Annotated in this window: 17 protein-coding genes; 13 read left to right on the plus strand and 4 right to left on the minus strand. The window is 47.3% G+C overall.

The window, feature by feature from the left end; all coding sequences use genetic code 11:
- Position 1 precedes the first annotated feature (1 nt).
- The 4 genes from FFI95_RS08115 to FFI95_RS08130 all read left to right on the plus strand — a co-directional run bounded on the left by FFI95_RS08115 (position 2) and on the right by FFI95_RS08130 (position 6,797).
- Positions 2-2,638 carry a tetratricopeptide repeat protein gene (locus FFI95_RS08115; protein ID WP_144821920.1) on the plus strand — a complete coding sequence of 879 codons (2,637 nt, stop codon included), beginning with the start codon at positions 2-4 and terminating at the stop codon, positions 2,636-2,638.
- Positions 2,639-2,657: 19 nt separating this feature from the next.
- Positions 2,658-4,079 carry an exosortase/archaeosortase family protein gene (locus tag FFI95_RS08120; protein ID WP_144821921.1) on the plus strand — a complete coding sequence of 474 codons (1,422 nt, stop codon included), beginning with the start codon at positions 2,658-2,660 and terminating at the stop codon, positions 4,077-4,079.
- 277 nt (positions 4,080-4,356) lie between these two features.
- A complete protein-coding gene (locus tag FFI95_RS08125; RefSeq protein WP_144821922.1) occupies positions 4,357-5,982 on the plus strand; it encodes an FAD-binding oxidoreductase in 1,626 nt (541 codons plus the stop codon).
- An 11-nt stretch (positions 5,983-5,993) separates the two neighbouring features.
- Positions 5,994-6,797, plus strand: coding sequence for a PEP-CTERM/exosortase system-associated acyltransferase (locus FFI95_RS08130; RefSeq protein ID WP_144821923.1), 804 nt, complete (start codon positions 5,994-5,996; stop codon positions 6,795-6,797).
- A gap of 86 nt (positions 6,798-6,883) precedes the next feature.
- Here FFI95_RS08130 and FFI95_RS08135 read toward each other — a convergent pair whose 3' ends face one another.
- Positions 6,884-7,687, minus strand: coding sequence for a THxN family PEP-CTERM protein (locus FFI95_RS08135; protein ID WP_144821924.1), 804 nt, complete (start codon positions 7,685-7,687; stop codon positions 6,884-6,886).
- A 445-nt stretch (positions 7,688-8,132) separates the two neighbouring features.
- On the opposite strand from FFI95_RS08135, the gene FFI95_RS08140 reads away from it, so the two are divergent.
- The 7 genes from FFI95_RS08140 to FFI95_RS08170 all read left to right on the plus strand — a co-directional run bounded on the left by FFI95_RS08140 (position 8,133) and on the right by FFI95_RS08170 (position 18,156).
- Complete coding sequence (locus FFI95_RS08140) at positions 8,133-8,891, plus strand: 7-cyano-7-deazaguanine synthase (RefSeq protein WP_186311979.1); 759 nt, start codon at positions 8,133-8,135, stop codon at positions 8,889-8,891.
- 98 nt (positions 8,892-8,989) lie between these two features.
- Complete coding sequence (locus tag FFI95_RS08145) at positions 8,990-9,943, plus strand: glycosyltransferase family 2 protein (RefSeq protein WP_186311980.1); 954 nt, start codon at positions 8,990-8,992, stop codon at positions 9,941-9,943.
- Between the two features lie 35 nt (positions 9,944-9,978).
- Positions 9,979-11,811 carry a hypothetical protein gene (locus FFI95_RS08150; RefSeq protein WP_144821927.1) on the plus strand — a complete coding sequence of 611 codons (1,833 nt, stop codon included), beginning with the start codon at positions 9,979-9,981 and terminating at the stop codon, positions 11,809-11,811.
- Positions 11,812-11,910: 99 nt separating this feature from the next.
- Complete coding sequence (locus FFI95_RS08155) at positions 11,911-14,493, plus strand: RIFT barrel domain-containing protein (RefSeq protein WP_144821928.1); 2,583 nt, start codon at positions 11,911-11,913, stop codon at positions 14,491-14,493.
- Position 14,494: 1 nt separating this feature from the next.
- Positions 14,495-15,088: an acyltransferase gene (locus tag FFI95_RS08160; protein ID WP_144821929.1), complete on the plus strand. Its 594-nt coding sequence runs from the start codon at positions 14,495-14,497 to the stop codon at positions 15,086-15,088.
- Positions 15,089-15,091: 3 nt separating this feature from the next.
- Positions 15,092-16,816, plus strand: a complete 1,725-nt coding sequence (locus FFI95_RS08165; RefSeq protein WP_144821930.1) for an asparagine synthetase B family protein — start codon at positions 15,092-15,094, stop codon at positions 16,814-16,816.
- A complete protein-coding gene (locus FFI95_RS08170; protein WP_144821931.1) occupies positions 16,813-18,156 on the plus strand; it encodes a phenylacetate--CoA ligase family protein in 1,344 nt (447 codons plus the stop codon). Before FFI95_RS08165 ends, FFI95_RS08170 begins: the two co-directional genes overlap by 4 nt.
- A gap of 110 nt (positions 18,157-18,266) precedes the next feature.
- On the opposite strand, the gene FFI95_RS08175 is transcribed toward FFI95_RS08170, so the two are convergent.
- Complete coding sequence (locus FFI95_RS08175) at positions 18,267-19,445, minus strand: hypothetical protein (RefSeq protein ID WP_144821932.1); 1,179 nt, start codon at positions 19,443-19,445, stop codon at positions 18,267-18,269.
- A 420-nt stretch (positions 19,446-19,865) separates the two neighbouring features.
- Here FFI95_RS08175 and FFI95_RS08180 point away from each other — a divergent pair, with 420 nt between their 5' ends.
- The gene (locus FFI95_RS08180; RefSeq protein WP_144821933.1) at positions 19,866-21,224 is read left to right on the plus strand and encodes a phenylacetate--CoA ligase family protein; all 1,359 of its coding nucleotides are present in this window, start codon (positions 19,866-19,868) and stop codon (positions 21,222-21,224) included.
- 45 nt (positions 21,225-21,269) lie between these two features.
- Complete coding sequence (locus tag FFI95_RS08185) at positions 21,270-22,229, plus strand: glycosyltransferase family 2 protein (RefSeq protein WP_144821934.1); 960 nt, start codon at positions 21,270-21,272, stop codon at positions 22,227-22,229.
- 77 nt (positions 22,230-22,306) lie between these two features.
- Here FFI95_RS08185 and FFI95_RS08190 read toward each other — a convergent pair whose 3' ends face one another.
- Positions 22,307-23,554 carry a Mur ligase family protein gene (locus tag FFI95_RS08190; protein ID WP_144821935.1) on the minus strand — a complete coding sequence of 416 codons (1,248 nt, stop codon included), beginning with the start codon at positions 23,552-23,554 and terminating at the stop codon, positions 22,307-22,309.
- Between the two features lie 91 nt (positions 23,555-23,645).
- Positions 23,646-24,545: a hypothetical protein gene (locus FFI95_RS08195; RefSeq protein WP_144821936.1), complete on the minus strand. Its 900-nt coding sequence runs from the start codon at positions 24,543-24,545 to the stop codon at positions 23,646-23,648.
- Positions 24,546-24,744: the final 199 nt, after the last annotated feature.

The raw sequence follows: 24,744 nt of genomic DNA on the forward strand, positions 1-24,744 counted from the left end.
GATGACTACAAGAAAAACAACACACAAGTCACTTCCGGGATTAGTACTGACTTACAGTCTGCTGGCTACTCTGCCCCTACTGGGGGGGTGCAATAATAACACCAATTCATCTGAAGCCATGTCTCACCTTACCCGCGCGGAGACGTACAAAGATCAGGGGCAGTACCGCTCTGCTGTGCTGGAAGTTAAAAATGCCATTCAGAAAGACCCGGACCAGGTGGAAAATACGGTTCGTCTGGCCAATCTCTACTTACAGGTCGGTGCTGCGAAACAGGCAACCGAACTGCTGGAGCCCTGGTTAAGCGAACAGCCCGATGCGGTCGCTCTCCTGCTGGCCCGCGCCTATGTAGAGCAGAGAAAACACCTCTCCGCTACAGAAACTCTTGCCCTGCATACGCCAGCGTCGCCCGAAGAACAGCTTGAAGCTTCCTTGATCCGTGCGGAAATTCTGCGTACATCCGGAGAGCTGGCTGAAGCACTGGCATTATACAACAACTTGGTGACCAGCAATTCCTCCAGTACTGAGGCAATTACCGGCCTTCTGCAAACCCAGATAAGCATGGGAAAGCCCGAACAAGTGATAGAGACTGCAGACCAATGGTTAGCGGCAAACGAGCAGGCGGCAGAAGTCCTGTACTGGAAAGGCGTGGCACAGTATCGCCAGAACCAGCTTGAGGCGTCTTCAGACACCCTTACAGATGCTGTTGGCGTGTTGCCAACATCGGATATTTTCCTGCCAATACGCCGCAGTGTGCTGTCTGCCCTGTCCCGGGTACTGACTGAGCAAGGTAAAATCACCGAAGCCCAGATTTATAACCGGGTTCTGGCCGAAAACACAGACACAAACGCAAGGGAACAGGCTGAAGCGGCGATTGCCGCACTGAAAGATGGCAACTTCGACGAGGCCAAGTCTATATTACGAGACACGCTGAAGACCGACCCTGAAAACGAACAGGCGGCCATGCTGTTGGGCGCCATTTCTGCAGGTACGGGGCAACTGGAAGAAGGAACCCAGCTGCTCACCGAAAACCTGGACCCGGAAACAACCTCGACCCAGTTCATCAGAGCCGCCACCATGGCGCAGATAGACGCCGGTGAGCGGGAAGCGGCCCTTGAAACTCTGGAACGTGCTGTAAAAGCCCGGCCGAACGATAACGAGCTACTGGCAATGCACGGCATTCTTGCATTAAGCCTTCCCGAGCATCAGGCCAGCGGCGTTGCCAGTCTTAGTAAAGCGATCAGCAACGAACCCGACCGCGTGCGATTCCGGCTGGCCCTGGCAAGACATTACATACGTACCGACAAGCCTGAGCAGGCACTCGGCCAGCTTCGAATGGCCTTTACCTCTAACCCGGCAGACTGGGAGACAACCAGTGCCTATCTGAGTGTGCTGTTTCAGCAGGATGAAAAGCAGGAAGCCGTTGAGATCCGCGACTCACTACTGAACGGTTATGGCGATCAGCCACGCGCAGTTCTGCTAGCAAGCCTGACTGATGTCCGGCTTGGCAACCAGAATGAAGCAACAAAGCGACTTGAAACCCTTGTTGAAGAAACCCCTCAGTGGCAGGCCCCAAAGGTTGCCCTCGCCAGCCTTTATGCCCAGTCCGGAGAACGGGAAAAAGCGATAGACCTGCTGGTTGATGCAGCCACCCTCGCCCCCGGCTCGATACGCCCACTACAACAGGCTGGCAGAATCTACGTGCAAGATCATAGTGTAGACGAGGCAAAGCTCTGGCTCGATGATCTTGCCGAGCGCCATCCTGAACTGAAAACGGATACGGATACGCTTAGAGCGGTTATTGCTATTAACCAGGGAGATCTGGCAGAAGCCAGACCCCTTCTTTCTCAGGGTGCCAATTCTGAATCACCTACTGCAATACGTGCTTATGGCCAACTATTACTGGCTGAAACCCAGGCTGCGATAAACAACAAGCAATGGGCGGAGGCGCGTGCGAAAGCTGCTGAAGCCATTGCCCTTGAGCCGGAAAGCCTCCGGCTTGCACTCTTGCCGGTTGAGATTGCTCAAATGGAAGGCAAGCCTGAAGCAGCGCTTTCTGCACTGGATGCAGTGGAAGAAACGTATGGAGAGGTGGCGGTTACCATGCTGACCCGGGCGAAACTGCTCAACCATCAAAAGGGGGCGGTGCCTGCGTATGAATATCTCTCTGCCCGGTGGGATGCCACCAAAAATCCCGAGCTCATGCCCACACTGACCAGGCTGGCAGCAAAAGAAGACCCGGAAGCTCAGGATCACCTTACACAAAACTGGCTGGACGCTGCCCCGCAGAGCCCGGCGGCTCACATGGCAAGAGCCGGGTGGCTGATGAGCAATAATCAGGAAGTGGCGGCTGTTCCCCTCTATGAGCAGATTCTCACACAACAACCCCGAAACATTGCCGCCCTGAACAACCTGGCCTGGGCACTTCGCAAAGATAATCCGGAGCGTGCACTGCAACTGGCCAGACAAGCAAACCAAATTGCACCTGACAACTCTGCCGTGCTGGATACCTATGGGTGGATTCTGCACCTGCATGGAAATCACGCGGAAGCCAAGGCGATGATCGAAAAAGCTCTGGCCTTGTCACCTGAGAATAGCGACATAGAAGCGCACCTTGAAACCGTGAAAAAAAGACTGTGACCGGTAAGGCGGGACTGAAATGTTAAGGAAGACATTTAAAAACCTGCCCGATGCCCAGCCTTATCTGGTGGCTACCGGCATTGCCGTTGTCATTTACTACCCGACCTGGGCCCGGCTGGCGGGGGCCTGGCTAGAGTTTTCGCAGGTTCTGGCACACGGCCTGGCCACTGCGGTTATTTTCATTGGGCTGTTGTTGATTCATCCGCCTGCCAAGGTGGCGCCTGGACCTGAGCGCAAACAACACCAGCTGGCCGGTGCTGTCCTGCTGATCACCACCACCCTGGCCTGGACCCTGCTGGAGCTGGTGCGTATTGACACTCTGGCGTACCTGTTGCTTCCTGCCGGAATCATCACAACAGCCTGGGCACTGCTGGGGCTTTCGCGAACACTCTCATTCGCCCCCTACGTTATCCTGTTAGCGCTTTCATTGCCCATCTGGGCTGACCTGGTTCCAGCGTTGGTGGAGCTGGCAAGCATCGTTGTCGGAACCTGGGTAGGCTGGTTCGGGATGACCGCTCTCATTGAAGGCAACAGCATCACTCTGCCCTACGGGCGACTGCTTATCGCAGATGGCTGCTCTGGTATCCGTTATTTTGCGATTTCCATTTTACTGGCAATGATGACCGCAATACTCAACGACTACCGTTGGCGGGGCTGGCTTATCACTCTATTGGCCGCCGCAGCACTCGGCCTTCTGGCCAACTGGGTGCGAATTACCATTCTGGTCGTGGTGGCCTATGAGACGGATATGCAAAGTGACCTGCTATCCGATCACGAAACGATGGGCTGGATGGTGTTCGGTGCATTCATTATTCCGGCGCTGTATTTTTCGCCGGTTCGCAGACGTGCCCGGAAAGACGCCTTGCATACGCGGGCCAACGCCATTTACAGAAAAGGTTTCATTGCGATCAGCGCAGCGCTTATCCTGGGCCCTGTTGCTCTGTTAGCTGCACACCACACGGCTAACGAACAAACGGAATGGGTGATTAACCTTCCGGAATTCCGGCAGACGCACACTGGCCAACTGCCCCTGCCTCTCTCTCTTCCCACAAGCCTTCGGGAACAGGTCTGGCGTTCGGATTCCAGCTGGATCTCATTAGCACAGAGCCAGAAAAAAAACGCCCAGCAAAAGCTTGTCCCCTACCTGCCACCTCTGTTTAACACCTCCGTCTGGCATGTTGAGGCACAGCCAAAAGCGGGCCTTAAGGTTTACCGGAACATACTGACAAGAAATAAGGTGCTGGTCGCGCAATGGTTCCAGGTCGGGTCGCGAAAAAGCTGGAACTACCGAAACGCCAAACTGTTACAGGTGCCAGCCGTACTTACCGGCGAAACACAGTTTGCCCTGATTACAATACAGACACCCTGTAACTCCCGGGATTGCACGCAAGTAATCCCCCGGATGCTCAGCACGGTTACCGATATCGAAAAGCAAATCTGATGCCTGCGCATCATATTGCAAACAAGATCAATCTGTACAAAAACTGACCGATTTAACATTATTTAACAAATCGACACTCACCTTACCTCTCAAAAAATCCTCGCAGAACTCTGTTTTTATTCATTAATATTAATTTTTACCCTGCCGGAATCCCTAACGAAACGACATATTTTGACAATCTCAACTGGCCTATAATTTTTACAGTTCCTGAAAAGGTCCCGGCAGCTGATACCAGCTGCTGGTCAGCACCACTCATAAATCAATTGTGGAAACACCTGTGAATTTTGATTCTATTAACTCGGCAATCGCCGAGTGGACTGCCCTTTTGGGGGATTCCGGGGTAACTCTGGCCGAAAGTGGGGAGCTGGGCGCCTCCACCATTGGTGTCAAGCGCTCTATTCCTGCCGCCCTTCACCCCTGGAGTCAAGAGCAGGTCGCCAAAATCCTGGAAACTGCGCAACGTTGGAAGGTTCCTGTTTATCCCGTGTCTACGGGCAACAACTGGGGTTATGGCAGTGCCAACCCGGTTGAGGATGACTGTGTTGTTCTTGATCTCAGCCAGCTTAACCAGATATCAGATTTTGACCCTGAAATGGGCGTTGTCACCGTCCAGCCCGGGGTAACCCAGGGCGAATTAAGAGAGTTCCTTGACCAACAGGAGGGTGACTACCTGGTTCCGGTAACCGGCGCCGGCCCTAATTGCAGTCTGTTGGGTAATGCCCTTGAAAGAGGCTACGGCATCACGCCCATCACCGATCACTTCGCGGCCGTTACAAAAATTGAAGCGATCCTGCCCGATGGCTCCCTCTATCGGACACCGCTCAGCGAGCTTGGGGGTAAAGAGATAGACGGGCTCTTCAAGTGGGGCCTGGGCCCTTACATGGACGGACTGTTCAGTCAGGGCAATTTTGGCGTGGTGGTAAACATGACCATTGCCCTGGCTCCCGCGCCAGAAACCGTGACGGCGTTCTTTTTCTCTACAAAAGACGACGCCAAACTGGAAGCACTGGTGCCAACGGTCAGAGAAGTACTGAGATCCCTTGGCGGTACGGTTGTTGCCATTAACCTGCTTAACAGCCAGCGCATGCTCTCAATGATGATCCCTTTTCCTGAAGACAAGGCTGTAGATGGCTTTCTCCCGGCTGCCGAAGCTGAGCACATCGCTCATCGACATGGCGTTCCCGCATGGAGCGGTGTGGGCGCCATTTACGCATCAAAGGAAGTTGCCCGCGCGGCTCGCCGCACCCTGCGACGGCTTCTTGGCCCGGTAACCGACCGTCTCATCTTTATCAATCAGCGCAAAGTTGAAATGGCTCGGTCTGTTGCCCGCGTACTGCCCGGCAGCCTGGCCACGCGTATCCAGGGCATGGCAGACACACTATCGGGCGCACTGCAAATCATGAATGGTGCGCCCAACGATGTTGCCCTTGCTTTGGCGTATTGGCGTTCAGGAGCCTTACCCGTACCCGGGCAGGCCAAGAATCCGGCAAAGGATGGTTGCGGCCTTATATGGTTTGCTCCGCTGGTTCCGATCCGTGGCACAGACGCACGTCGCTACACTGAGATGATTGAACGTATTTGTCCCCAATATGGCGTTAACCCGCTCATTACCCTGACGACCATCAATGACCGGTGCTTCGACTCAACCGTTCCCCTACTCTTTGATCGAAATGATCCGGATGCCACTGCAAAGGCTAACGAATGCTATCGCACGCTTTACCAGGCGGGCCAGGAAGAAGGCTTTTTGCCTTATCGCCTCAACGTCAACGCGATGGACATCCTCAACACCAGTGGGACCACCTATTCCCGGCTTTCCAGCCACCTCAAGGCTGCAATAGACCCCAACTTTATTCTGTCGCCGGGCCGTTACGTGCCCTCCCAAAACGCACGTTCCGACGCTTAAGAGGACCTGAAATGTACCCACTCCAGCAACAGCACATAAATGTCAGCAATATATTCAACTCGGTCTTCACTGTTAAGCTGGCAACCACGCCCGAACTGACCGACGAAGTGTTTGCAGTCAGATACCAGGTTTACTGCATCGACCGCCCGTTTGAAGACCCTAACTGCTTTGCCGACAAACGTGAGCACGATGAGTTCGACCCGCACTCTGCACACGCTTTAATTCAGCACCGCCTTACCAAAGACAGCGTGGCCGCGGTCCGCCTCGTAATGGCAGGCGACGACGCCACACAATGTGCATTTCCCATGGAAGGCCCCTGTCTTCGTCGGCTGGGAAGAGAGATTCAGGATGCCGTCGCAGGCCCGCTTCGAACCCGGGTCGCCGAGATATCGAGAATGGCCGTCAGCCGGGAGTTTCGGCGGCGCCTGAATGAAGAAAAAGCAGTCTCAGGCATCAGCGAGCCCGCGTATTACAGTGATTCGGAAAATGGCAAAAGAGCCATGCCCTACATCAGCCTCGGGCTTTTTGCCGCCATTCTGCAAATGTCGGTTAAACACCGAATCACTCACTGGATGGCGGTTATGGAGCCCGCCCAACTGCGCCTGCTGAAGCGCTTCGGCGTGGAGTTTGACCATGTGGGCCCCCTGATGAACTACCACGGCCGCCGACGCCCGGCATTCACTGAAGCCGCATCGTTGATTGATCGAATAAAACAGTGCCGACCGGATGTCTGGTCGTTAATTACAGAAAATGGACGCTACTTACCAGAAAGAACCAGTACAGTACTTAAGACTGGCGAACAGGAAGTTGCCTGACTCCTCCCCAAAACAAAGCCCCCGCTTCTGAGAGCGGGGGCTTTGTTTTACAGCTTCAGTTACTTAACAATCTGATTATTCAGATATTACGCCTTTGCGGCTTTTTTTCTGCGTGACAGACCAAGACCCGCGAGGCCCAGGCCCAGCAGTGCCAGGGTGCCTGGTTCAGGTACTGTTTCTGCAGCCGTTATGCGGAAACGTGTCTGGAAATCGTTTGTGCTGTTCTCTTTAGTGACCAGACCTATACAGCCGTTGGGCGCACCAGCTTCCGAACAACTGGCATCGGCCAAACCAGTCAGGCCATCAAGCTCAAGAAACACAGTATATGTGTAGCCGTCCGTGTGGTCGAAGGATGTGTTGAACTGGTAGTTACCAAACTCATTCAGCTCTGCACCAGAGACATCACCAATGGTGAATATATCCGCGCAGGGATCGCCAGCCGTCTCGACACAGGGGGCACTGTTGCCCGTTTCTATAAAGAAACTCTCGAAAGTAGTTGCTGATGGAGACAACGAAGGACCATTCGGGTCGAATGGGGTCAGTGTTAACGTGGAGACCAGATCAAAGCTACTCAGAGAGTCATCTGAGGCCGGTATTGCATTATTGATATGGGTGAATACTCCTCCATTAACAAAGCCGCCGCCGGTTTCGAGACCACTCGCCTCGTCGACCTGGCCGATTGTGACGGAGGACTCCGGACCTTTACCCCAGATCAAGGTGTCAGTATTATTTCCCGAAATAGGTCCATTCGATTCAGATAATGCATTTGTGAACGTACTATCAACCTTGTACCCCCACTCAGCAATCGGGTCTGCACTGGCAATCTGTGCACCGAATGCCAATGGTACGAGAGCTGATGCTAACAGCGTTTTCTTAAAGGATTTATTCATTGTTCTCTCTCCTTGAATATAGGCGCTGGCAACTGGAATTCAAATCAGCATGCCCGCAAAAACATAGGCTGCACCTTTCATGCCACGTCAAAATTCTGCTTTTATTTCATCAACATAAAATATCGTTAGAGCTTTCCTCTAATGAGACTACCGTTGGAATGTAAGTATCTTCGACACTGAAACAACGCAAATGCATCGTCTGAAACGGCATGTGCTTTTGCACGATTTATTTAACGGCACTAGATAGAACGAATTTTCTTAAAGAACTCAGTTTATAGCTGCTTTTGGACTAAACGTATCCGTTCACGAGGTGCTGACCATAGTGTGCGTAAAGTATGCTGACACCTGAAAATGAAGCTTCCAAAGAATGCTATGGCAGTTTAGGATCTTTGCTATGCTGTGCTGGAAAGGACTCTCACGATGAATAAAAACAGGTAGGATGGCAATGATTCACTTGCTTTGGACTGGGGGCTGGGACTCGACCTTCAGGTTACTTCAGCTTGCTTACGAAGGTACTGAAATACAACCTCATTATATACAAGAAAAAACCAGAGACTCTTTGCAAAAAGAAATGCAAGCAATGAACAAAATCAGGCAAAAAGTAAATGAAAAATTTCCTGGATCGTTCGTTCATGAAGTTGAGTTGATCAACCAGTCTGAAATTATCGTCTTCCCAGAATTCACTCAATCACATAAAAGATTGTTGTCAAAGGAGTGGGTTGGATCTCAATATATATACATAGCATCCTACTGCAAACAGAAAAACCTACACAGTTTGGAGCTTTCTATAGAGAAGATAAGTGACTCTCAGCGAAACGTTATGCCTTGTCTGAGAAAAACTGAAATAGATAGTGAAAACCGTCGAGTGATCGCGGAGGGTTCAGACGAAGATCTTTTATGTTTGTTTAACCAGTTTTCTTTTCCTGTCCTCCACTTAACTAAACTGGATATGTTAAAAGAATCCGAAAATATGGGGGTTGCAGAAATCCTGAATATGACGTGGTTTTGTCACCAACCGCTATTCGATGAGCCTTGCGGATCATGTAACCCCTGCATTTCTACTTTGGAGGAAGGCTTAAAGTATCGTTTTTCCAGATTAGCCATAGCGAGGTATGAGATAAAAAAATTAATTATTTCTCACCCTGAACTCCATAGATTTTTAAAGCGATTAAAATATGGGAGCACTGACTATGCGTCTTATTAACACTTAATCTTTGAATTTCGGTCAAGCCACGTTTTCTAGCCTGTCAGGCGCTTGAAAAACGATTGGATTAGTGTGTACCAGGCATGGAGGCATTCACCGTGAGTTTTGATTTTACTAAAATTTCGTTTATTACTCCCTGTTTTAATGAAGAAAAGAATATTGAAAACCTGATTGCCTCCATCCATTCTGCCATGGGTGATGAGCCTCACGAGATCATTATTGTTGATAACGGTTCAACTGACAGCAGCCTGAGCCTCGCTCGAAGTGCCGGGGCTAAAGCCTATATAGCGCCCCACGCCACCATCGGAGCACTCAGAAACCTGGGAGTTCAACATGCTGAAGGCGACCTGTTAGTGTTTTTAGACGCCGACGTAACGCTATCACCAGACTGGCTTGACCAACTTCGCAGCGCTTCAAACAACTGGCCCAAGACCAGTTTGATAATTACCGGCAGTAAAGTTGAAAGCCCGCCAGATGCAAGTTACCTTGAAACTGTCTGGTTCTCGAACCTAAAAAGAACTAAAAACACCTATATAAACAGCGCACACTGCATAACCACCAAATGTGCTTTTAAGAAGGTTTTCGGATTCAGTGAAACGCTGCACAGTGGCGAAGATCATGATTTTTGTCAGCGTGCGATAAAGCAAGACATTAAAGTTTTTAATGACCCCTCAATTCAAGCATTTCATCATAATTATCCCAAAACGCTCACTCAATTTGCAAAACGGGAAATATGGCACGGAAGTGAAGATTTTCAGTCCTTTAGACATTTTATCACATCCAGAACGGCTAATGCCGCTATTGTTAACTCATTATTTTTTGTTTTATTAGTGGTCGCTCTCTTATTCGGTTCTAGCATCGCTTACATAGCCGTGCTGGCCATTTTCACACTCTCTCTCTGCTTTATTTTTATGAAACTGGATGGCCCTTATCACCTAATACACTTACCAGCACAGCTTGTGGTTATTCAGGTTTACCTATTTAGCCGTACCCTGGCGCTCTGGCACCCCCAATGTTTACCAGACAATAAAACTGCAACACCCGAAACTTGATAATTGTTTTGTATATTAAAGGGATGTATATAATAATGAGAAATCTTTTAATAGGCACCCTATTCACCTTGCTGTCAATGTCAGCTCAGGCTCAGCCCTTTCTAGCATTTTCTGATTTAATTTCCGGACCCTCTACAGGTCTTGGTGATGGCAAAGGTAGCGGTGTGATTGTTACTGCTTGGGCTCAAAATACTGGAAGTGATTCAGATAGAAGAAAACTGACTTTTGTAGATTCAAAAGGCAAAGCCCATGAGCCTACCGTGTATTACTGGAAATTAGCCGACGGTGACCTACCCTCAGGCCCGGCTAACCTTTACGCCTCGCACAAAATGAGAGAAATCGCGTTTTCAATTCCTAAAGCCCCTAAAGGACCAGGTTATTTTTATATTTCTGTAAACGGTGAGCGTTCAAATTCTCTCCCATTTAACGTGCGAAAAGGCTCAATTTACCACGTAAAATCAAACGGTAGCGTCAATAATGCCGGATCCTGGAGTGCACCCTGGCCATCCGTACCGCATGCACTGAAGCGTGCACCTAAGGGGAGTACCTTATTTATTCACGATGTAGACACCGGTCGTTTTTCAAACCCCAAACCCCGCGCTATCTACTGGAATAACTCCGAAGCCTCTGGCGACCTGCAGTCACAGTTTGCCCTTGTGGCCTACCCCGGACACCAGCCCAAAGCTATTGCGCAGAAAGCCATTGAAAATTACCGGGTAACCGGCATGGTAGTCTCCAAGTTAGATATCTATGCATCCAACTACCAAAAAGTGGATACCTACGGGCAACCGCAGGGCCCGGTTATTGAAACCTCGCCGGGAGACACATTTGGTGTACAGACCAGCAAACACGGACGTGTTATTGCTAACCGCATTGGCGACCTGCCCGGAGGCTGTGCAAGCAAATGGGCAGGGGCAATAAGTGGCGCGCAGGAACGAGCCCATGGCGTTAAAATCTTTGGCAATGAAATCTATGATTATGGCTGCAATGGTGCTTCAAAACTGCATCACACGACCTATCTAAGCGTTCGTAGCAAAACCAACCTTATTGTCGATGCCTGGGAATGGGGATACAACTATCTGCATGGCAATAAAGCCAAATTTGGTATTCATAATTACGATGAAGGTGCCGATTGCGGAGATCTTAAGGGGGTTTTGAAAATACATAATAATGTCATTACCGATCAGGGTGGTGCAGGCATTAGCGTTGGGGCATCCTGCAACTGGTCAATGGATGTTGTGATAGAAAATAATGTATTGATAAACGTAGGCCTTGCAGCCGACTGGGATGGTATAAATCCAGCAACTTCTAACGGCCCGGAAGGTGGTGGAATTTCGCTGAGAGACAATGGTTCACAAGGCCTGACCGGTAGTTACTTCATTCGTAACAATCTCATCTACCGGTATTCCGAAGACCGAAACTCCAGTACCCGTGGGTGCCTGAATTTCCAGGGTAGTGGCGATAGCATAAGCGTGATATGGGATAAGAATATCTGCTTCACACACAAAGACTTTGCCTTTGTTGGTCATGGCTACCAGGCAAAAAATAAGCTGGATAATGTTATTGGTCAGCACAACATCTGGTATTACTCCGGTAACAACCCAGTCTCTGCTATGGCTCCAGCCTGGGACAATAGTGCAATTACCAGCGACCCCGGTATTAGCATTCACAACGCCAGAATTTCTCTGACTATAGGCTCCCCTGCTTTTACTACAGTCAGCGAGGCCATGAGTGAGGTGCCAAGCACCACGATCAAAAGACAATCAAGGGATGTTTATGGGAATCTCAGACTGGGCTCTTCTTCCATAGGTCCACTTGAGCGCGCTCATAATCCTCCACTGCAGCCAGGAAACCTAACAGTGGAGTGAGCAGGCTTGTGTTGCATAAAGTACTTGAGAACTGCGGCATGGTAAAACGCCGGTGAGTTATTTCAGGCATCTTCAGAAAAACAGCCAGTAGGGAAATATATGTATACAGTGGCCATCAGGGTTCAAGAGCATGAAGGTTTTGAGCGTACCAGTGAACCTGTTGATTTGGGCATTCCATTACCAAGGGGGGCTGTACATAAAGCCCAGCAGTTAGCACTGATGGATGGCAACAAACCACTGGCTATGCAACTGGAACCCTTGGCCCAGTGGCCAGATGGAAGCCTTCGGTGGGTTCATGCGACTGCCCTGGTTACCATCGAGCCAAACAGCACCAAAGACCTGATATTAACGTACCAGGAAGCGCCTTCACCCATACATGATGAATGGGTCATCAATCGAACCAATGCCGGGCAGATGATTAACATATCTACAGGCCACATTACTCTACAATCAAACAAGCTTGCCTGGCAGATGTGTCACTCAACCAATGACAAACTGACTTCTGTTATAACGCTCAGTGATAGTAACAAGTCCCGCGGTTTAGATAAGGCAGATTCAGATTGGGTTATCACACACAAGGGGCCAGTGTTTATTACAGCGGTTTTAAAAGGTCGTTGGATTAATCAAAACAACGTACTTCTGGCCCGATTTGAGTGTGGCTTGCGTATTTTTCCAGAAACCGGACTCGTTCAAGTAGAGCTGACAACCCACAACCCCAAACGAGCCCGTCATCCTGGTGGTTTGTGGGATTTAGGAGACCCTGGCTCGGTTTACTTCCGCGAACTCTCTGTAGTAACAACCCTGCCAGACTCGAGCAATGCCCAGGTTACGCCACAAGCTACAGATGAAAACCCGAGCATTTTTCATGTTACCGACTTCAACCTTTACCAAGATTCCAGCGGCGGCGAGAACTGGCAAAGCCGGAACCACATCGGTGCTACTGGCCAAATAACGACCCAGTTTTGCGGTTATAAGCTAACCAGCTTGACCGAACCGCAGCAAGACGGTAAACGCGCTAACCCACTTGTTAATATTAAACATGAGTGCGGACAGCTCAACTTGGCAGTACCCGACTTTTGGCAGAACTTCCCAACCTGCCTGCGTAAGGAAAAAAATCAGGTAATAATCGGCTTGTTCCCTCAAGATGCCAAGTTCCCCTATGAGCTACAGGGTGGCGAAAGCAAGACTTTAAAATGCTTGATGGCCTATCAGAGGAACAACAGTATCCATGCAACGGCTTATACACCCCTGATACCAGTAATTGCCCCAGAGTGTTATGAGCGCGCAGATTCTTTTCCGTGGTTCAAAGCTGATAGTCAGACCGGCGCTCTCGACGAACTCATCGCGGAAGGTTTGCACGGGAACTCAAACTTCTTCGCCAAAAGAGAAATAATTGATGAATTTGGCTGGCGCAATTTTGGTGATATTTTCGCGGATCACGAAACCCTTTACCAGAGCCCGGAAGAACCGCCCTACATTTCCCACTACAATAACCAATACGATCCCATATACGGCTTTGCAAGGCAGTTTGCCCTGACTGGGGATAGACGTTGGTTTCAGTTAATGGACGACTTGGCCCGACATGTTGTAGACATCGACATTTACCATACCGATGAGGACCGGGCCGAATACAACAACGGCTTATTTTGGCACACAGACCATTATCTGGATGCCCACACAGCAACACACAGAACCTTCTCAAAACACAACGATACAAGCTCTACGCCGGGACAAACCGGCGGTGGACCGGCTGAAGAGCATTGTTATTCGACCGGCCTTCTTTACCACTACTATCTCACAGGCAATCAAAACTCTCGGGAGGCGGTTCTTGGCTTAGCTCGGTGGATTACCGGACTGTATGAAGGCCAGAGTGGTCTGCTTTCACAAATGCTGAAGCTGAAGAAACGAGAAATTCCATTACTCAGGAAAATGATCAAAGGCGAACACACAACAACCCACCGATACCCGTTTACTCGCGGGACTGGTAATTACCTTAATACGCTTCTGGATGCCTGGCTGGTCGATGGTGACAGAGCATGGCTTGAGCAAGCAGAAGCGGTCATCAAGGACACTATTCATCCTGAAGACCAAATCCAATACCGGAACCTGCTAAATATTGAAACTGGCTGGTCTTATCTAATTCTGCTCAGTAGCCTTTTACGATATCTCTGGCTCAAGCGACAGATGGATACTCAAGATGAAGCGTACCAATATGCCAGAGCATCTGTACTTCACTATACACAGTGGATACACCTAAACGAACGCCCTTTTTTAGTGAGCAAAGCCGGGCTTGAATTCGCAAACGATACCTGGGTTGCTCAGGACGTACGCAAAGCCATGATCCTATTCCAAGCCTCTGAACTTGACTCTGAAAACTCAAATGAATATTTGCAAGCCGGCCAGCAGTGGCTTGATAACGTAACCACAGCACTACTGGCTAGCCAGGAGGCCCACTTCACCCGGATTCTCGTAATTTTAATGCAGAATTACGGACCTCAGTCTATTCTTTCAGAACCTTTGGCGGATAGCTGCCCGGCCGTACTCTCTAATCACAAGGCACTACCTGTTATGACATGGCGCTTGCTTACTGTGCGCATAGGCACCCGGATGTTAAAAGGTCTGCTGAGTTTCCGCCCGATGCGGGAACTGCGATGGCTGCGTACCCGGCTGGATAGGTCATGATATGCGTAAGTTAATAAAAAAAATCATCAAAAAAATCTTCCTTTTACTCGTCATGCCTATCTACGTACTGTACAGGTTCTTGAGCTTTTTGAGTTCTCCAGACGGTACATTTCAGTCATTTTCCCAGGGGCTAAGCCTTATTCCCGGACGAACGGGAGCTTATACCCGGGCTGCCTTTTACCGCCTTGCCTGCCCTAACACTTCAGATGATATTTTGATCGGCTTTTTAACCGTACTTTCTCACCGTGATACAACTATTCACCAAGGGGTTTATATCGGGCCACAAAGTAATATCGGAAAATGTCTGATTGAAAAAAATACACTCCTGGGCAGCGGCGTACACATTCTGAGCGGGAAGCAACAACATAACTTCAACGATCTGTCCAAACCCATACAGGATCAAGGCGGAACCTTCACAAAGATACGCGTTGGAGAGGATTGCTGGATCGGAAACAATGCGGTTGTTATGGCAGATGTCAACAACAGATCCATCGTTGCAGCTGCTTCAGTGGTCACACGGCCCATTGAGACCTCAGGGGCTATCTGGGCAGGAAACCCTGTCACTAGAATTAATTCACGGATGAAGGAAAACTAGCGCATGTTAAAGCCTAACTCATTTCTTGTAACGATAAGTGTGCCGGATAATTACTCAAACGGTCAAATGAACGCCGGTGCAGATACAACTCTGAAAATACAACAAGCTAACCCTTACTATATACGACACAAAACCTATGATGACGGGCGCTTCGAGCTATTTTTTGGAGAAAGGAAAGATGCAAAAACTTTCGATTTTTTGACGCCTGTCAACGGAACCTCCGTGATCTACACAACAGCAGACCACGCACTGACTGTTACTTCAGACATGGCAGGGGCTGAGCCCCTTTTCTACCGCTCTACTAACAGCGGCATGCTGTTCTCAAACCGCTTGGAAAACCTGATTGGTACCAGCGACGAGCCCGACTGGAGTGGGATACATTGCTACCTTACCTTCGGCTACACACCAGGAGAAAGCACATTTTTTAAAGACGTTTTCCAAACCCTATCAAATCAGACCATCAAAATTGATACTCGAACACTGAGTGTCACGAAGCACATTAGCGATATCTCGGAACATAACCAAGCCACGAACAGCCCTGAAAACAAAGGCAAGCAGTTCGCCCACCAGCTAACCAATATCATGCAACAGTACGAGCCAATGGCTTTAATGATGTCCGCAGGCTGGGATTCAAGAACCCTGCTGGCTCCAGCTGATTCCCCCGTCTGTCTGACTTACACCCACGGAGACACCTCCAGTCGCGAATGCACAATTGCAAAGCGGCTTTCGGGCGCTGTCCGAACCGATCACTACTTTAAAGACGTTAAGTCGCTACTTATCAACAACGAACTTCTTGATATTATGCTTGAGAAGCATGGGCACTGCCTTTTCCCAATCTGGCACTTATCCAGCAAATTGATCTCTGAGCAGTTTTATTTACCCATATCAGGAGGGGTTATTGGTGCTCGACTAGGGGGGCATAACGGGTTTTCAAGCACCGGAAGCCGCTTTAATAAATCCATCAATTCGTTACATTTCTTCAGCCCAAGACTTATTTCAGAGCGTAAGATCGTTAAGGACTTCAAAAGAACCTTAAGCCCCCCTCAACAATTTTGGTTTACCAGCAACAAAGGTGCCGCTATTTTTCAAAACTCAGGAACTAATTTGGAGATATGTCTTCATGAACAGTTAGACAATTTTATTGTCCAGGCGGAAGATTTCTCTTTCGGCATCGAAATGTTTAATTACGAGCATACGAGCCGACAATATATGATGAAACAGCCCAGCATGGCGAAACCATTCCACGGATATTACTCACCTTTAAGTCATCCTGATCTTTTAAAAATAGTCTACGCCACCCCCTTTAAGCAGAGGTTACAAAATCGTTTAACAAAAGAAGTTATTAAAAACTTAAACAATACCTTACTGCATTTTCCGATGGCAGCAACGCTTATTAAAGCAAAGCACCCGATCGTCATCCAGGAGCTTTCAAGAGTTGCCCGTATAATATATGAAAAATCCTTTTATCGACTGAAACATAACCGCCCTAGCCTTGGATGGTTTAATTATGAACACCTTTATACTGGAGATTTCTTCAAAACAATCATTCACTCCTTAAAATCTGACATCTGGTCTAAGGATCGGATGTTAAGAACCATTGCCTCCAATCAAAATAATAATATAGATGCCGGTTCTACTATGGACATGATCACTAAAATAAAAACTATAGATTACTACTTATCAAGAAACAGTAGAAATATGGCAAAGGTCAAAGAGGCAATACAGTGAACTTAAAAGAGCGTATATACTACTCGTCTCCAGCCACTATTCAAAATTTTCTCGTTAGCCTCGCTGGAAAAATACAGTATTCAAAGCGCTATCAAAACCTTCATTCACAAATTATAGAAATTGACCAAATTAATGCTCTTAGCGAAAGAAAAAAAACAGACTCTCAAAATGAAAACATCGAGAAAATGATCCGCTTCTGTGGTGACTATATCCCATTCTATCAGAAGCTTTTTGCCAATTACGGCATCAATTACAAACAAATTTCCTCTAAGAGAGACCTAAGAAAACTACCCCTGCTTACAAAAAGAACCGTGATAAAAAATATTGATAGTTTAATGAACCCTGCGTCAAAAAAATACATTACACAGAAAACCAGCGGAACAACAGGCACGCCATTTACCATCCACATGGATAAAGGTACCTACCAGTTAGCAATGGCTCTGCTTGTCGCTCATGAAAATAAGCATGGAGTCTGCTTCGGATCAAGAAGAGCCACCTTCGCCGGGCGGCTGATAAAAAAGTATTCTGACAACAAGCCTCCTTTTTATCGATTTAATAAATCAGAAAATCAAGCTATTTTTTCTACGTATCATTTAAGTCATAGCACACTCAGGCATTACGATAGTGAGCTCGCGGTCTTTGACCCCGAGGAGTTAATTGGCTACCCCTCTGCTATTTATAACTTAGCAACGCTGTATCTTGAATCTAAAAGAAGCCCATCCTTCAAACCAAAAATTATCGTTACAAACTCTGAAACATTATTTAGTTGGCAAAGAAACGCTATAGAGCGTGTATTTGGCTGTACTATTTACGATTATTACGGAACGGCAGAGTACATACTGTTTGCCGGGCAAGAGAAAAACCGGTCCTACTCCGTTAACCCAATTCTTGGTGTCCATGAGATTATAGATGACCAAGGTCTAGCTTCAACCTCAGGCCGGTTGATAGGATCATCGTTGACAAACACTGTTATGCCGCTGCTTCGCTATGAAATTGGCGATACCGCTGAGGCGCTTAGCGACTTTTCTATAAAAAATTTTACTGGACGAATAGATGACCAAATACATACACCAGATGGCCGAAGAATCGGAAGAACCGGAGAAGTTTTTGGTTTTTTTGAAAATATTAAAGAAGCACAAATAATTCAACATAGAGCTGACTATTGCGAAGTACTTATCGTGCAGGATAAAAAATATTCAAACTTTCCTGAAAGGCAGATTATAGAGAAGCTCAAAAGCAAGTTTGGAGCCGAAATTTACTTTAAGTTGAGCTACCTGGACTATATAAAAAAAAGCAAAAACGGTAAATTTAAGGCGGTTAAAAGCTTGATCAATAAATAGTTTAAACGCTCCAAAGAAATATTAATTAAATATTTAAAAGACACATATTTCTTTCGGCACTAGCATCAATATTTAGTAACAAAACCCTATACAATTAAAGAGATTTAATGTCACCTAACCTGCAGTTTAATAGGGGAGTTAGGCGATGCAGGTTTTACGTCACCTGCACTGACGTCTGAATTCACATAATCTGGAATATCAGTACGAATAACTATGTCATCGATAGAGTACCATTCCTCGTGACGACTCTCGTTCGGATACGTTTGGAAGAAGTCGTTACCACCTATAGCTACAAGGTTCCATTTAGCATCTTCGTCGCGGCTCATTGATGAGCGAATCCAGGGCACTTTAGTACTGACAACGATCTGCTGATCGCTCAAAAACATCCGAAACTCACCATCTTTTACATTAGGAGCTGAGTTCATTTTCACGAAAAAACCTAACTTTGTCCAAGAATCATCTGGACCAAAAATATTATCGTGCTCAATTTTTTCTGAGTTCTTTGTAATATAACCTCCATTTACACGATCAACGATTTTGGGATCACTACCATCCTTCCCTAGCCCTGCCAAACTGCTCTTATAGCTCATATTCAAATCGCCGAGGCTGCCTGCCGTAATGAAACGCCCTAGATCAGATATATCTTCTTTAGTGAACTTGTAGTTGTCACTGTGGGGGCCGCCTCTGAGAGCAAGGCCGACTCGCATGCCGTAATTATTGAGCTTGTGATCCCATAGCGCGATAGGTCCGATATTACCATCTGAGAACGCACCATATTCAGAGCCATCACCACTCCAGCTGGATACTCTGAAAATCTTGGATGTAGCACTGGCTAAACCTTCTACTTTAGTGCGCGTCCAATTTGGGCCAAAACGTATCCAGAACTCAACATAAAGTTGATCATAACCTTCCGGCAGATATTTGAGCAATATGGATTCAGAGGCCCAATAGTTCCATCCAGCATCGTAAGAGTCTCGATAACTAACAAAACTTTTGCCTGACCCATTGCGACTTTTGTCTGCGTTTGAAGCCAGTATCTCAATGGCTTCGTGCTTCTTGGCGTACCCTTTTGAGGGTGCCCATTGCGGTGCTTGCCTTATAGAGTACCAACCCTTTGGAATAATATGCGTAGCCGCACGCTGCACAGTGTCTGTAGAGTGCATAGCGCTTGTCCAATCTGGCTGACTATCAAAATTTTCTTCAAAGATTACGTCAGCCCATGCGCCAGTTGTCGCCATCAACGTACCCGCTATAAAACCAAGACCAGAACTTACTTTAAAATTAGCCATACTTGTCCTTAACTTAGGTTTAGCATTGGTAGTTTATCATAAAGCCACCGTTCAAATATTTTGTTTGTTCATTAGTGAAAGTGCGTTATAACTAATTTTTTAAGACAATCGCATCCCAAATCTCCACAGCTAATTCATGCAGGTCTGTAGGCTCGCTAAACCAAGTCAACCTTCCATTGTTCTGCCGCTGCGCTACCCAGTATAATTAGAGTACAACGTGATAGTTTTGCGAGACACCCTTGCCTCTGTGGCCCTGGTTCTGATGAACGGGTCATGGAGGTCTCTTGGCATGGCTTCGCTTCCTTGAGAGTTTAGCATCGAGTCGGGGGCCAGTCAGTCTGAAAGAGGGGTGAGTTAGATAAAAACCGTCGATTACGGCCACCCGTTAAAATGCGATAAGGGAAAGGGATACCACTAACAATGAATCTCGCTGAAGAGCTGTACTTTCGTAGCCCCCCAATGCTGCAGACTTTTCTGATATCTGCGTATGGTTATAAGCTTTATCAAAAGCGATACACAGGTTTATATCATGAAATACGAAAAGAAATTGAAGATATAAAAGGGTTCAGTGATCGAAAAATAAAAGAATACCAGGATGAACACCTGCACCATATGGTGGCCTACTGTGCAAGCCAGATCCCCTACTACCAAAAACTCTTTGCCGAGCTTGGCCTACGCCCAAAAGACATCACCCAGATTCAAGACCTCAAAAAACTGCCTGTCCTGAATAAACAGGCACTGCTGGAGCAGGGCCATAATTTTCGACCAAAAAATGCACCAAAACCTTTTATGGTTCAGCATACAAGCGGCAGCACCGGCACCCCTCTAGCACTTGAAGTTGATGAGTGCACTTACAAGTTGGCTATGGCGTTATTGGTTGATCACGAAGAACATCATGGTGTTCCCTTTGGAGCGAAACGAGCTACCTTCGCAGGAAGAATGCTCAAATCTGCTAACGACATGAAACCACCCTTTTCCCGTTTCAACCGAGCTGAAAACCAGAGGCTTTTTTCAAGTTACCACCTCAGCGAAAAAACGTTTCCTTACTACCAGAAAGAACTAAATCAATTCCAGCCTCTAGAGCTTATCGGCTATCCATCAGCAATCTATGATCTTGCCACTCAGTACCAGAAATCTAATACAAGGCCTGGATTTCAGCCAAAAACTATTATTACGAATTCCGAGACACTCCTTCAGTGGCAACGAGAAAAGATTGAATCAGTATTTGGTTGCCAGGTTTATGACTATTACGGTACTGCTGAATATGTGCTCTTTGCCGGCCAAGACTCAACAGGGATCTACAATCCCAATCCGATAATTGGTATAACAGAAGTTGAGACAAGTGCAGACTCAGTTGATGCAGGCAAACTAATCGCCACAACATTAACAAATAAACAAATGCCATTGCTCAGATACAATCTCGGCGACACAGCAACATTAGCAGACTGTGCCTTACCAACAACCGGCACGCCCGGATTAAAATCTATCAACGGTAGAGTTGACGACTATATCGAGACAAGCGATGGCCGGCTGATCGGGCGCGTTGATCACATTTTTAAAGGTGTGAGTGGGGTTCAAGAAGCACAAATCCAACAACACTCTCCTGGAAAAGCTACAATTAAAATTGTCGCGAATGGGTTTGAAGCGATAAATGAAGAACAGCTTATAAATAATCTTCGAAACAGGGCTGGTGAAGAATTCGGTATTGAAATACAATACACAAGTTATATTCCCAGAAGCAGCAATGGAAAGTTTCGCTCTGTGATAAGATTTAACTAATCCCCTTTCAGGGAAAGGGTCGCATATGGATATCGTGGACGTGCTATGGATACTATAAAAGTAAGCGTTATTATACCTTTTTATAATGAAGAGCAATTTATTGGACAGTGCCTATCGGCACTCGAAGCCCAAGACTATCCCAGAGAGCTGTTTGAAGTTATTGCAGTTGATAACAATTCAACTGACAAAAGCACTGAAATTGCCAAACAATTTAATGTGAATGTCATAAATCAACCTATTGGTACCGTAGGTGCCGTAAGAAATGCTGGTGCTAAATCGGCGAGAGGTCAGTATCTGGCTTTTATCGATGCAGACTGCATTGTTCAGCCTAACTGGTTGTCGTTAGCCGTTAATGCAATGGAAACGGAAAATGCTACTTACGGTGGAGGTTATTCTATCAGGAACTCTCCGTATTGGATCGAAAAAGCGTGGCTATTAGAACCCAGAGTTCTACCAAAGGAGCTTTTAGGCGGCTGCATTTTTATAAAGAAAACGGTATTTTTTGACATATCTGGCTTTGATGAAACGATTACTTCAGGAGAGGATACAAAACTTTCCCAAACATTAAGGGAAAACAATTACGACGTTAAAATTATATCAGATCTCAACATTATTCATTTGGGAAACCCAGTTACATTAAAACATTTTTTTTACCGGCAAGTATGGCATTCTGAAAATTATTTTCAAAACTGGCCTGACACAATAAAGGACCCAACTTTTTATCTTTTGTTGATGTTTATTCTAAGCACCACTTCATTTATAGCCTGCGTTCTTTCTCGTTCGTCAGCATTAGCTCTTATTTTTTTGACAATCACACTCATCATACCTACTGCCCTCACTGCAAAAAGGCTATTAAGATCTGAAAACGCCTTAGAAAATATTACTTACCTGCCCGCGATATACTTTCTGGATTTAGTATATCTGGTCGGGCGAACCGCGGGTTTGGCGAAAAGCCTGTCGCGAGCAGTGCTTGGTTCTCTATTATCCTCTCCTAATCATCAGTAGCGAAAATAGAGCATTATGCCTGTGTCCGGCCCACTGGTTCTTAAGTTACTAACGGAACTCAAATAGCACTTTCAGCGCTAAGCCTCGTATAACATTGGGCAACCACCACAAAAATTGTTAACGCCGCACCGACCAACCCAACAACGCACAGGCTTTTCTGTGTTATACATTAGTCTGACGAGGTGGTCCGCTTTATTTGACCCCTTCAGAAGAACGAGATCACCTGGTTCTAGTAGAGAATTCAATACCTCCGATGCTGCCTGAATATTTTTAAATGTATAAAGGTTTTTAGCGCTGCTATCATCACATTTTACTTTCGCTGCCCTCGGTGCGTTAGGACCAACAAAAATGACAATATCACTCACTTCCATTGCCTGCCTGGCTACCTTGGGATAAAGCTTGGATGCGGACAAAGAATAATCGGAAAGCGTTCCGATTATAATGATCTTTCTGCGTGCCTTTGCTTCGGCCATAAATTCGAGTGGGGCGTATAGGGACCAGTGCGGCGCTTTCCAGTCATCACGAACAAACGTAATACCATGTCGATTGGATTCGACTTGCATTCTTCCCTGTGCCGGTTTCACGTCAGTGACAGCAGAGATTGCGATAGTTAACGGTACCCCTGCGGCTAAACCAACCCCCAAAGCGGAAAGAACAGGTAGGGCCAGGTGTTTGCCATGAAAACCAGTCTTCACCTGATAAACTTCGCCTTCATATTGAACGTCAAGTTTTAAAGGTTCTGGCCACCTGGATCGAGCAGCAAGAAGCTTTAAAGTCGCCCCTTCTCTTTCTCCTACCCAAATCACCTTCCTGCTGCATGTTTCTCCTATAGCTTTCACAAGCGGATCGTCAATGTTCAGGATCGCCACACCGTCAGCAGGAAGGGCGGAAATGAGCTTCGCTTTTTCCTTTGCAATCGCATCCAGGCTTCCGAATGCTTTGAAGTGATCCCTCGCCACCAATGTCAAAACGGCGATATTGGGGACAAATAACTTTAGAGGGGTGTCCAACTCGCCGGGCTCTCCCCCTGATAACTCGAGAACGGCGAACCGGTGCCGGACTCCAATCCTGAGCACATGCCGGGCTACGCTATGGGAATAGTTTTGAGTCTCAGGGGTGCTGAAACTTCTACCTGCTGTGCTCAAAATACTCGCAGAGAGATCCTTCGTTGTGGTTTTGCCCGCGCTTCCGGTTATACCAACAAAACACACGCTCTTCCTTCTCGGAGTTAAGGTAAATGCCAACCAAAATCGAAAGAAATGGACACAGGAGCGTAAGTGGGGACGAAAATAGTTCCAAACCACCTGTTGGGTACGACGGACCATTTATTTCTCCTTCCCTGGAATGTATAAGAGTTGAGCTGAAGCCTAAGTAGCTCTCTGTGGTATTCCCGCTACTGATAACAGAGCGGCGTAGCTATTCTACAGACAAATCCGCAGGCGGTTTCGGTGCATCTTTTGCTTCTGCATCGGCCTTAAGATAGTCCGGTACTTCAGTCAGTATCTTGATGTCATCAATTGCATACCACTCTTCATGACGCTCTGAATTTGGGTATCCTTGGAAGTAGTCGTTACCGCCGAACCCAACCACGTTCCAGCCAGTCGCGTCCTTGTTAACGGGTACCCAGTTCAGCGTGTCTGCATGTAAAATTTGCACATCATCAACCCATTGTGTAATCACACCATCATGCACTCCCTTCTCTGAATTGAGCTTTACAAAAAAAGCCATTTTTGTATAACTGCCGGGAGAGCCAAACACACGCTCCATCGTTGCAGCGCCACTTCCGGGAATAATATAGCCCCCGTTTTGTTTATCCGGTAGCTTGGCATCCTTTCCGCCAGGCCCCATACCCTTAAGGTTTGATACATAGCTAAGAGAGTGGTCGCCCTGGTGGGAGCCGCCGGGCATATCCGGGTAATTTTCGGGATCGTTATTCATTCCATACAAGGACAGTTTGTTGCGAATTCCGTACCTCATTGCACCGCTGACTGACCATATAAGACTTGGGTGCGTAGCGCCGGCAAAGTAATTAAACGGATCGCTCCAGTCACCTGTGAAACCGTATATGCGGAATATCTTGGAGGTACCTAATCCGCCATTTACGAAAGTTTGATACATTTCCGGGGAGAAGGCGATATAAAACTCAACGTAAACCTGTTTCTGGTTACCGATTTTTTTTAACAATATGCTGTCAGAGTTCCAGCGCTTCCATCCTGGATCATGACTATCACGCCAATTCACCATCGCCTTGCCTTTACCGCCACGGGCCTTATCAGAATCGGCAGCCTTGATCTCAAAGGATTCATGACGATCCATATGGCCTCGTGATGGGGCCCATGTGGCCTCAGAACGAACAAGGTCCCACCCCTCTGGGATCAAGTCTCCCTTAGCACCCACCCGGGCACTTTTGGAACTCGGGCTGGAGTCCATTGTTTTGTCCCAGTCAGGCTGTTCGTCAAAGTTCTCGGAGAAGATCAATTCTGCATGCGATAACGCTGTTCCTAAACATAAAAAA

This window comes from Marinobacter piscis, assembly GCF_007671655.1.
GTDB classification, from domain to species: Bacteria; Pseudomonadota; Gammaproteobacteria; order Pseudomonadales; family Oleiphilaceae; genus Marinobacter; species Marinobacter piscensis.

Bases quoted from the DNA above. Each gene is read 5' to 3' on its own strand.
- FFI95_RS08155 (WP_144821928.1), top strand. From the start codon at position 11,911: ATGTATACAGTGGCCATCAGGGTTCAAGAGCATGAAGGTTTTGAGCGT.
- FFI95_RS08120 (WP_144821921.1), top strand. From the start codon at position 2,658: ATGTTAAGGAAGACATTTAAAAACCTGCCCGATGCCCAGCCTTATCTG.
- FFI95_RS08190 (WP_144821935.1), bottom strand. From the start codon at position 23,554: ATGGTCCGTCGTACCCAACAGGTGGTTTGGAACTATTTTCGTCCCCAC.
- FFI95_RS08175 (WP_144821932.1), bottom strand. From the start codon at position 19,445: ATGGCTAATTTTAAAGTAAGTTCTGGTCTTGGTTTTATAGCGGGTACG.
- FFI95_RS08160 (WP_144821929.1), top strand. From the start codon at position 14,495: ATGCGTAAGTTAATAAAAAAAATCATCAAAAAAATCTTCCTTTTACTC.
- FFI95_RS08150 (WP_144821927.1), top strand. From the start codon at position 9,979: ATGAGAAATCTTTTAATAGGCACCCTATTCACCTTGCTGTCAATGTCA.
- FFI95_RS08195 (WP_144821936.1), bottom strand. From the start codon at position 24,545: ATGGATCGTCATGAATCCTTTGAGATCAAGGCTGCCGATTCTGATAAG.
- FFI95_RS08135 (WP_144821924.1), bottom strand. From the start codon at position 7,687: ATGAATAAATCCTTTAAGAAAACGCTGTTAGCATCAGCTCTCGTACCA.
- FFI95_RS08115 (WP_144821920.1), top strand. From the start codon at position 2: ATGACTACAAGAAAAACAACACACAAGTCACTTCCGGGATTAGTACTG.
- FFI95_RS08130 (WP_144821923.1), top strand. From the start codon at position 5,994: ATGTACCCACTCCAGCAACAGCACATAAATGTCAGCAATATATTCAAC.
- FFI95_RS08165 (WP_144821930.1), top strand. From the start codon at position 15,092: ATGTTAAAGCCTAACTCATTTCTTGTAACGATAAGTGTGCCGGATAAT.
- FFI95_RS08185 (WP_144821934.1), top strand. From the start codon at position 21,270: ATGGATACTATAAAAGTAAGCGTTATTATACCTTTTTATAATGAAGAG.
- FFI95_RS08140 (WP_186311979.1), top strand. From the start codon at position 8,133: ATGATTCACTTGCTTTGGACTGGGGGCTGGGACTCGACCTTCAGGTTA.
- FFI95_RS08180 (WP_144821933.1), top strand. From the start codon at position 19,866: ATGAATCTCGCTGAAGAGCTGTACTTTCGTAGCCCCCCAATGCTGCAG.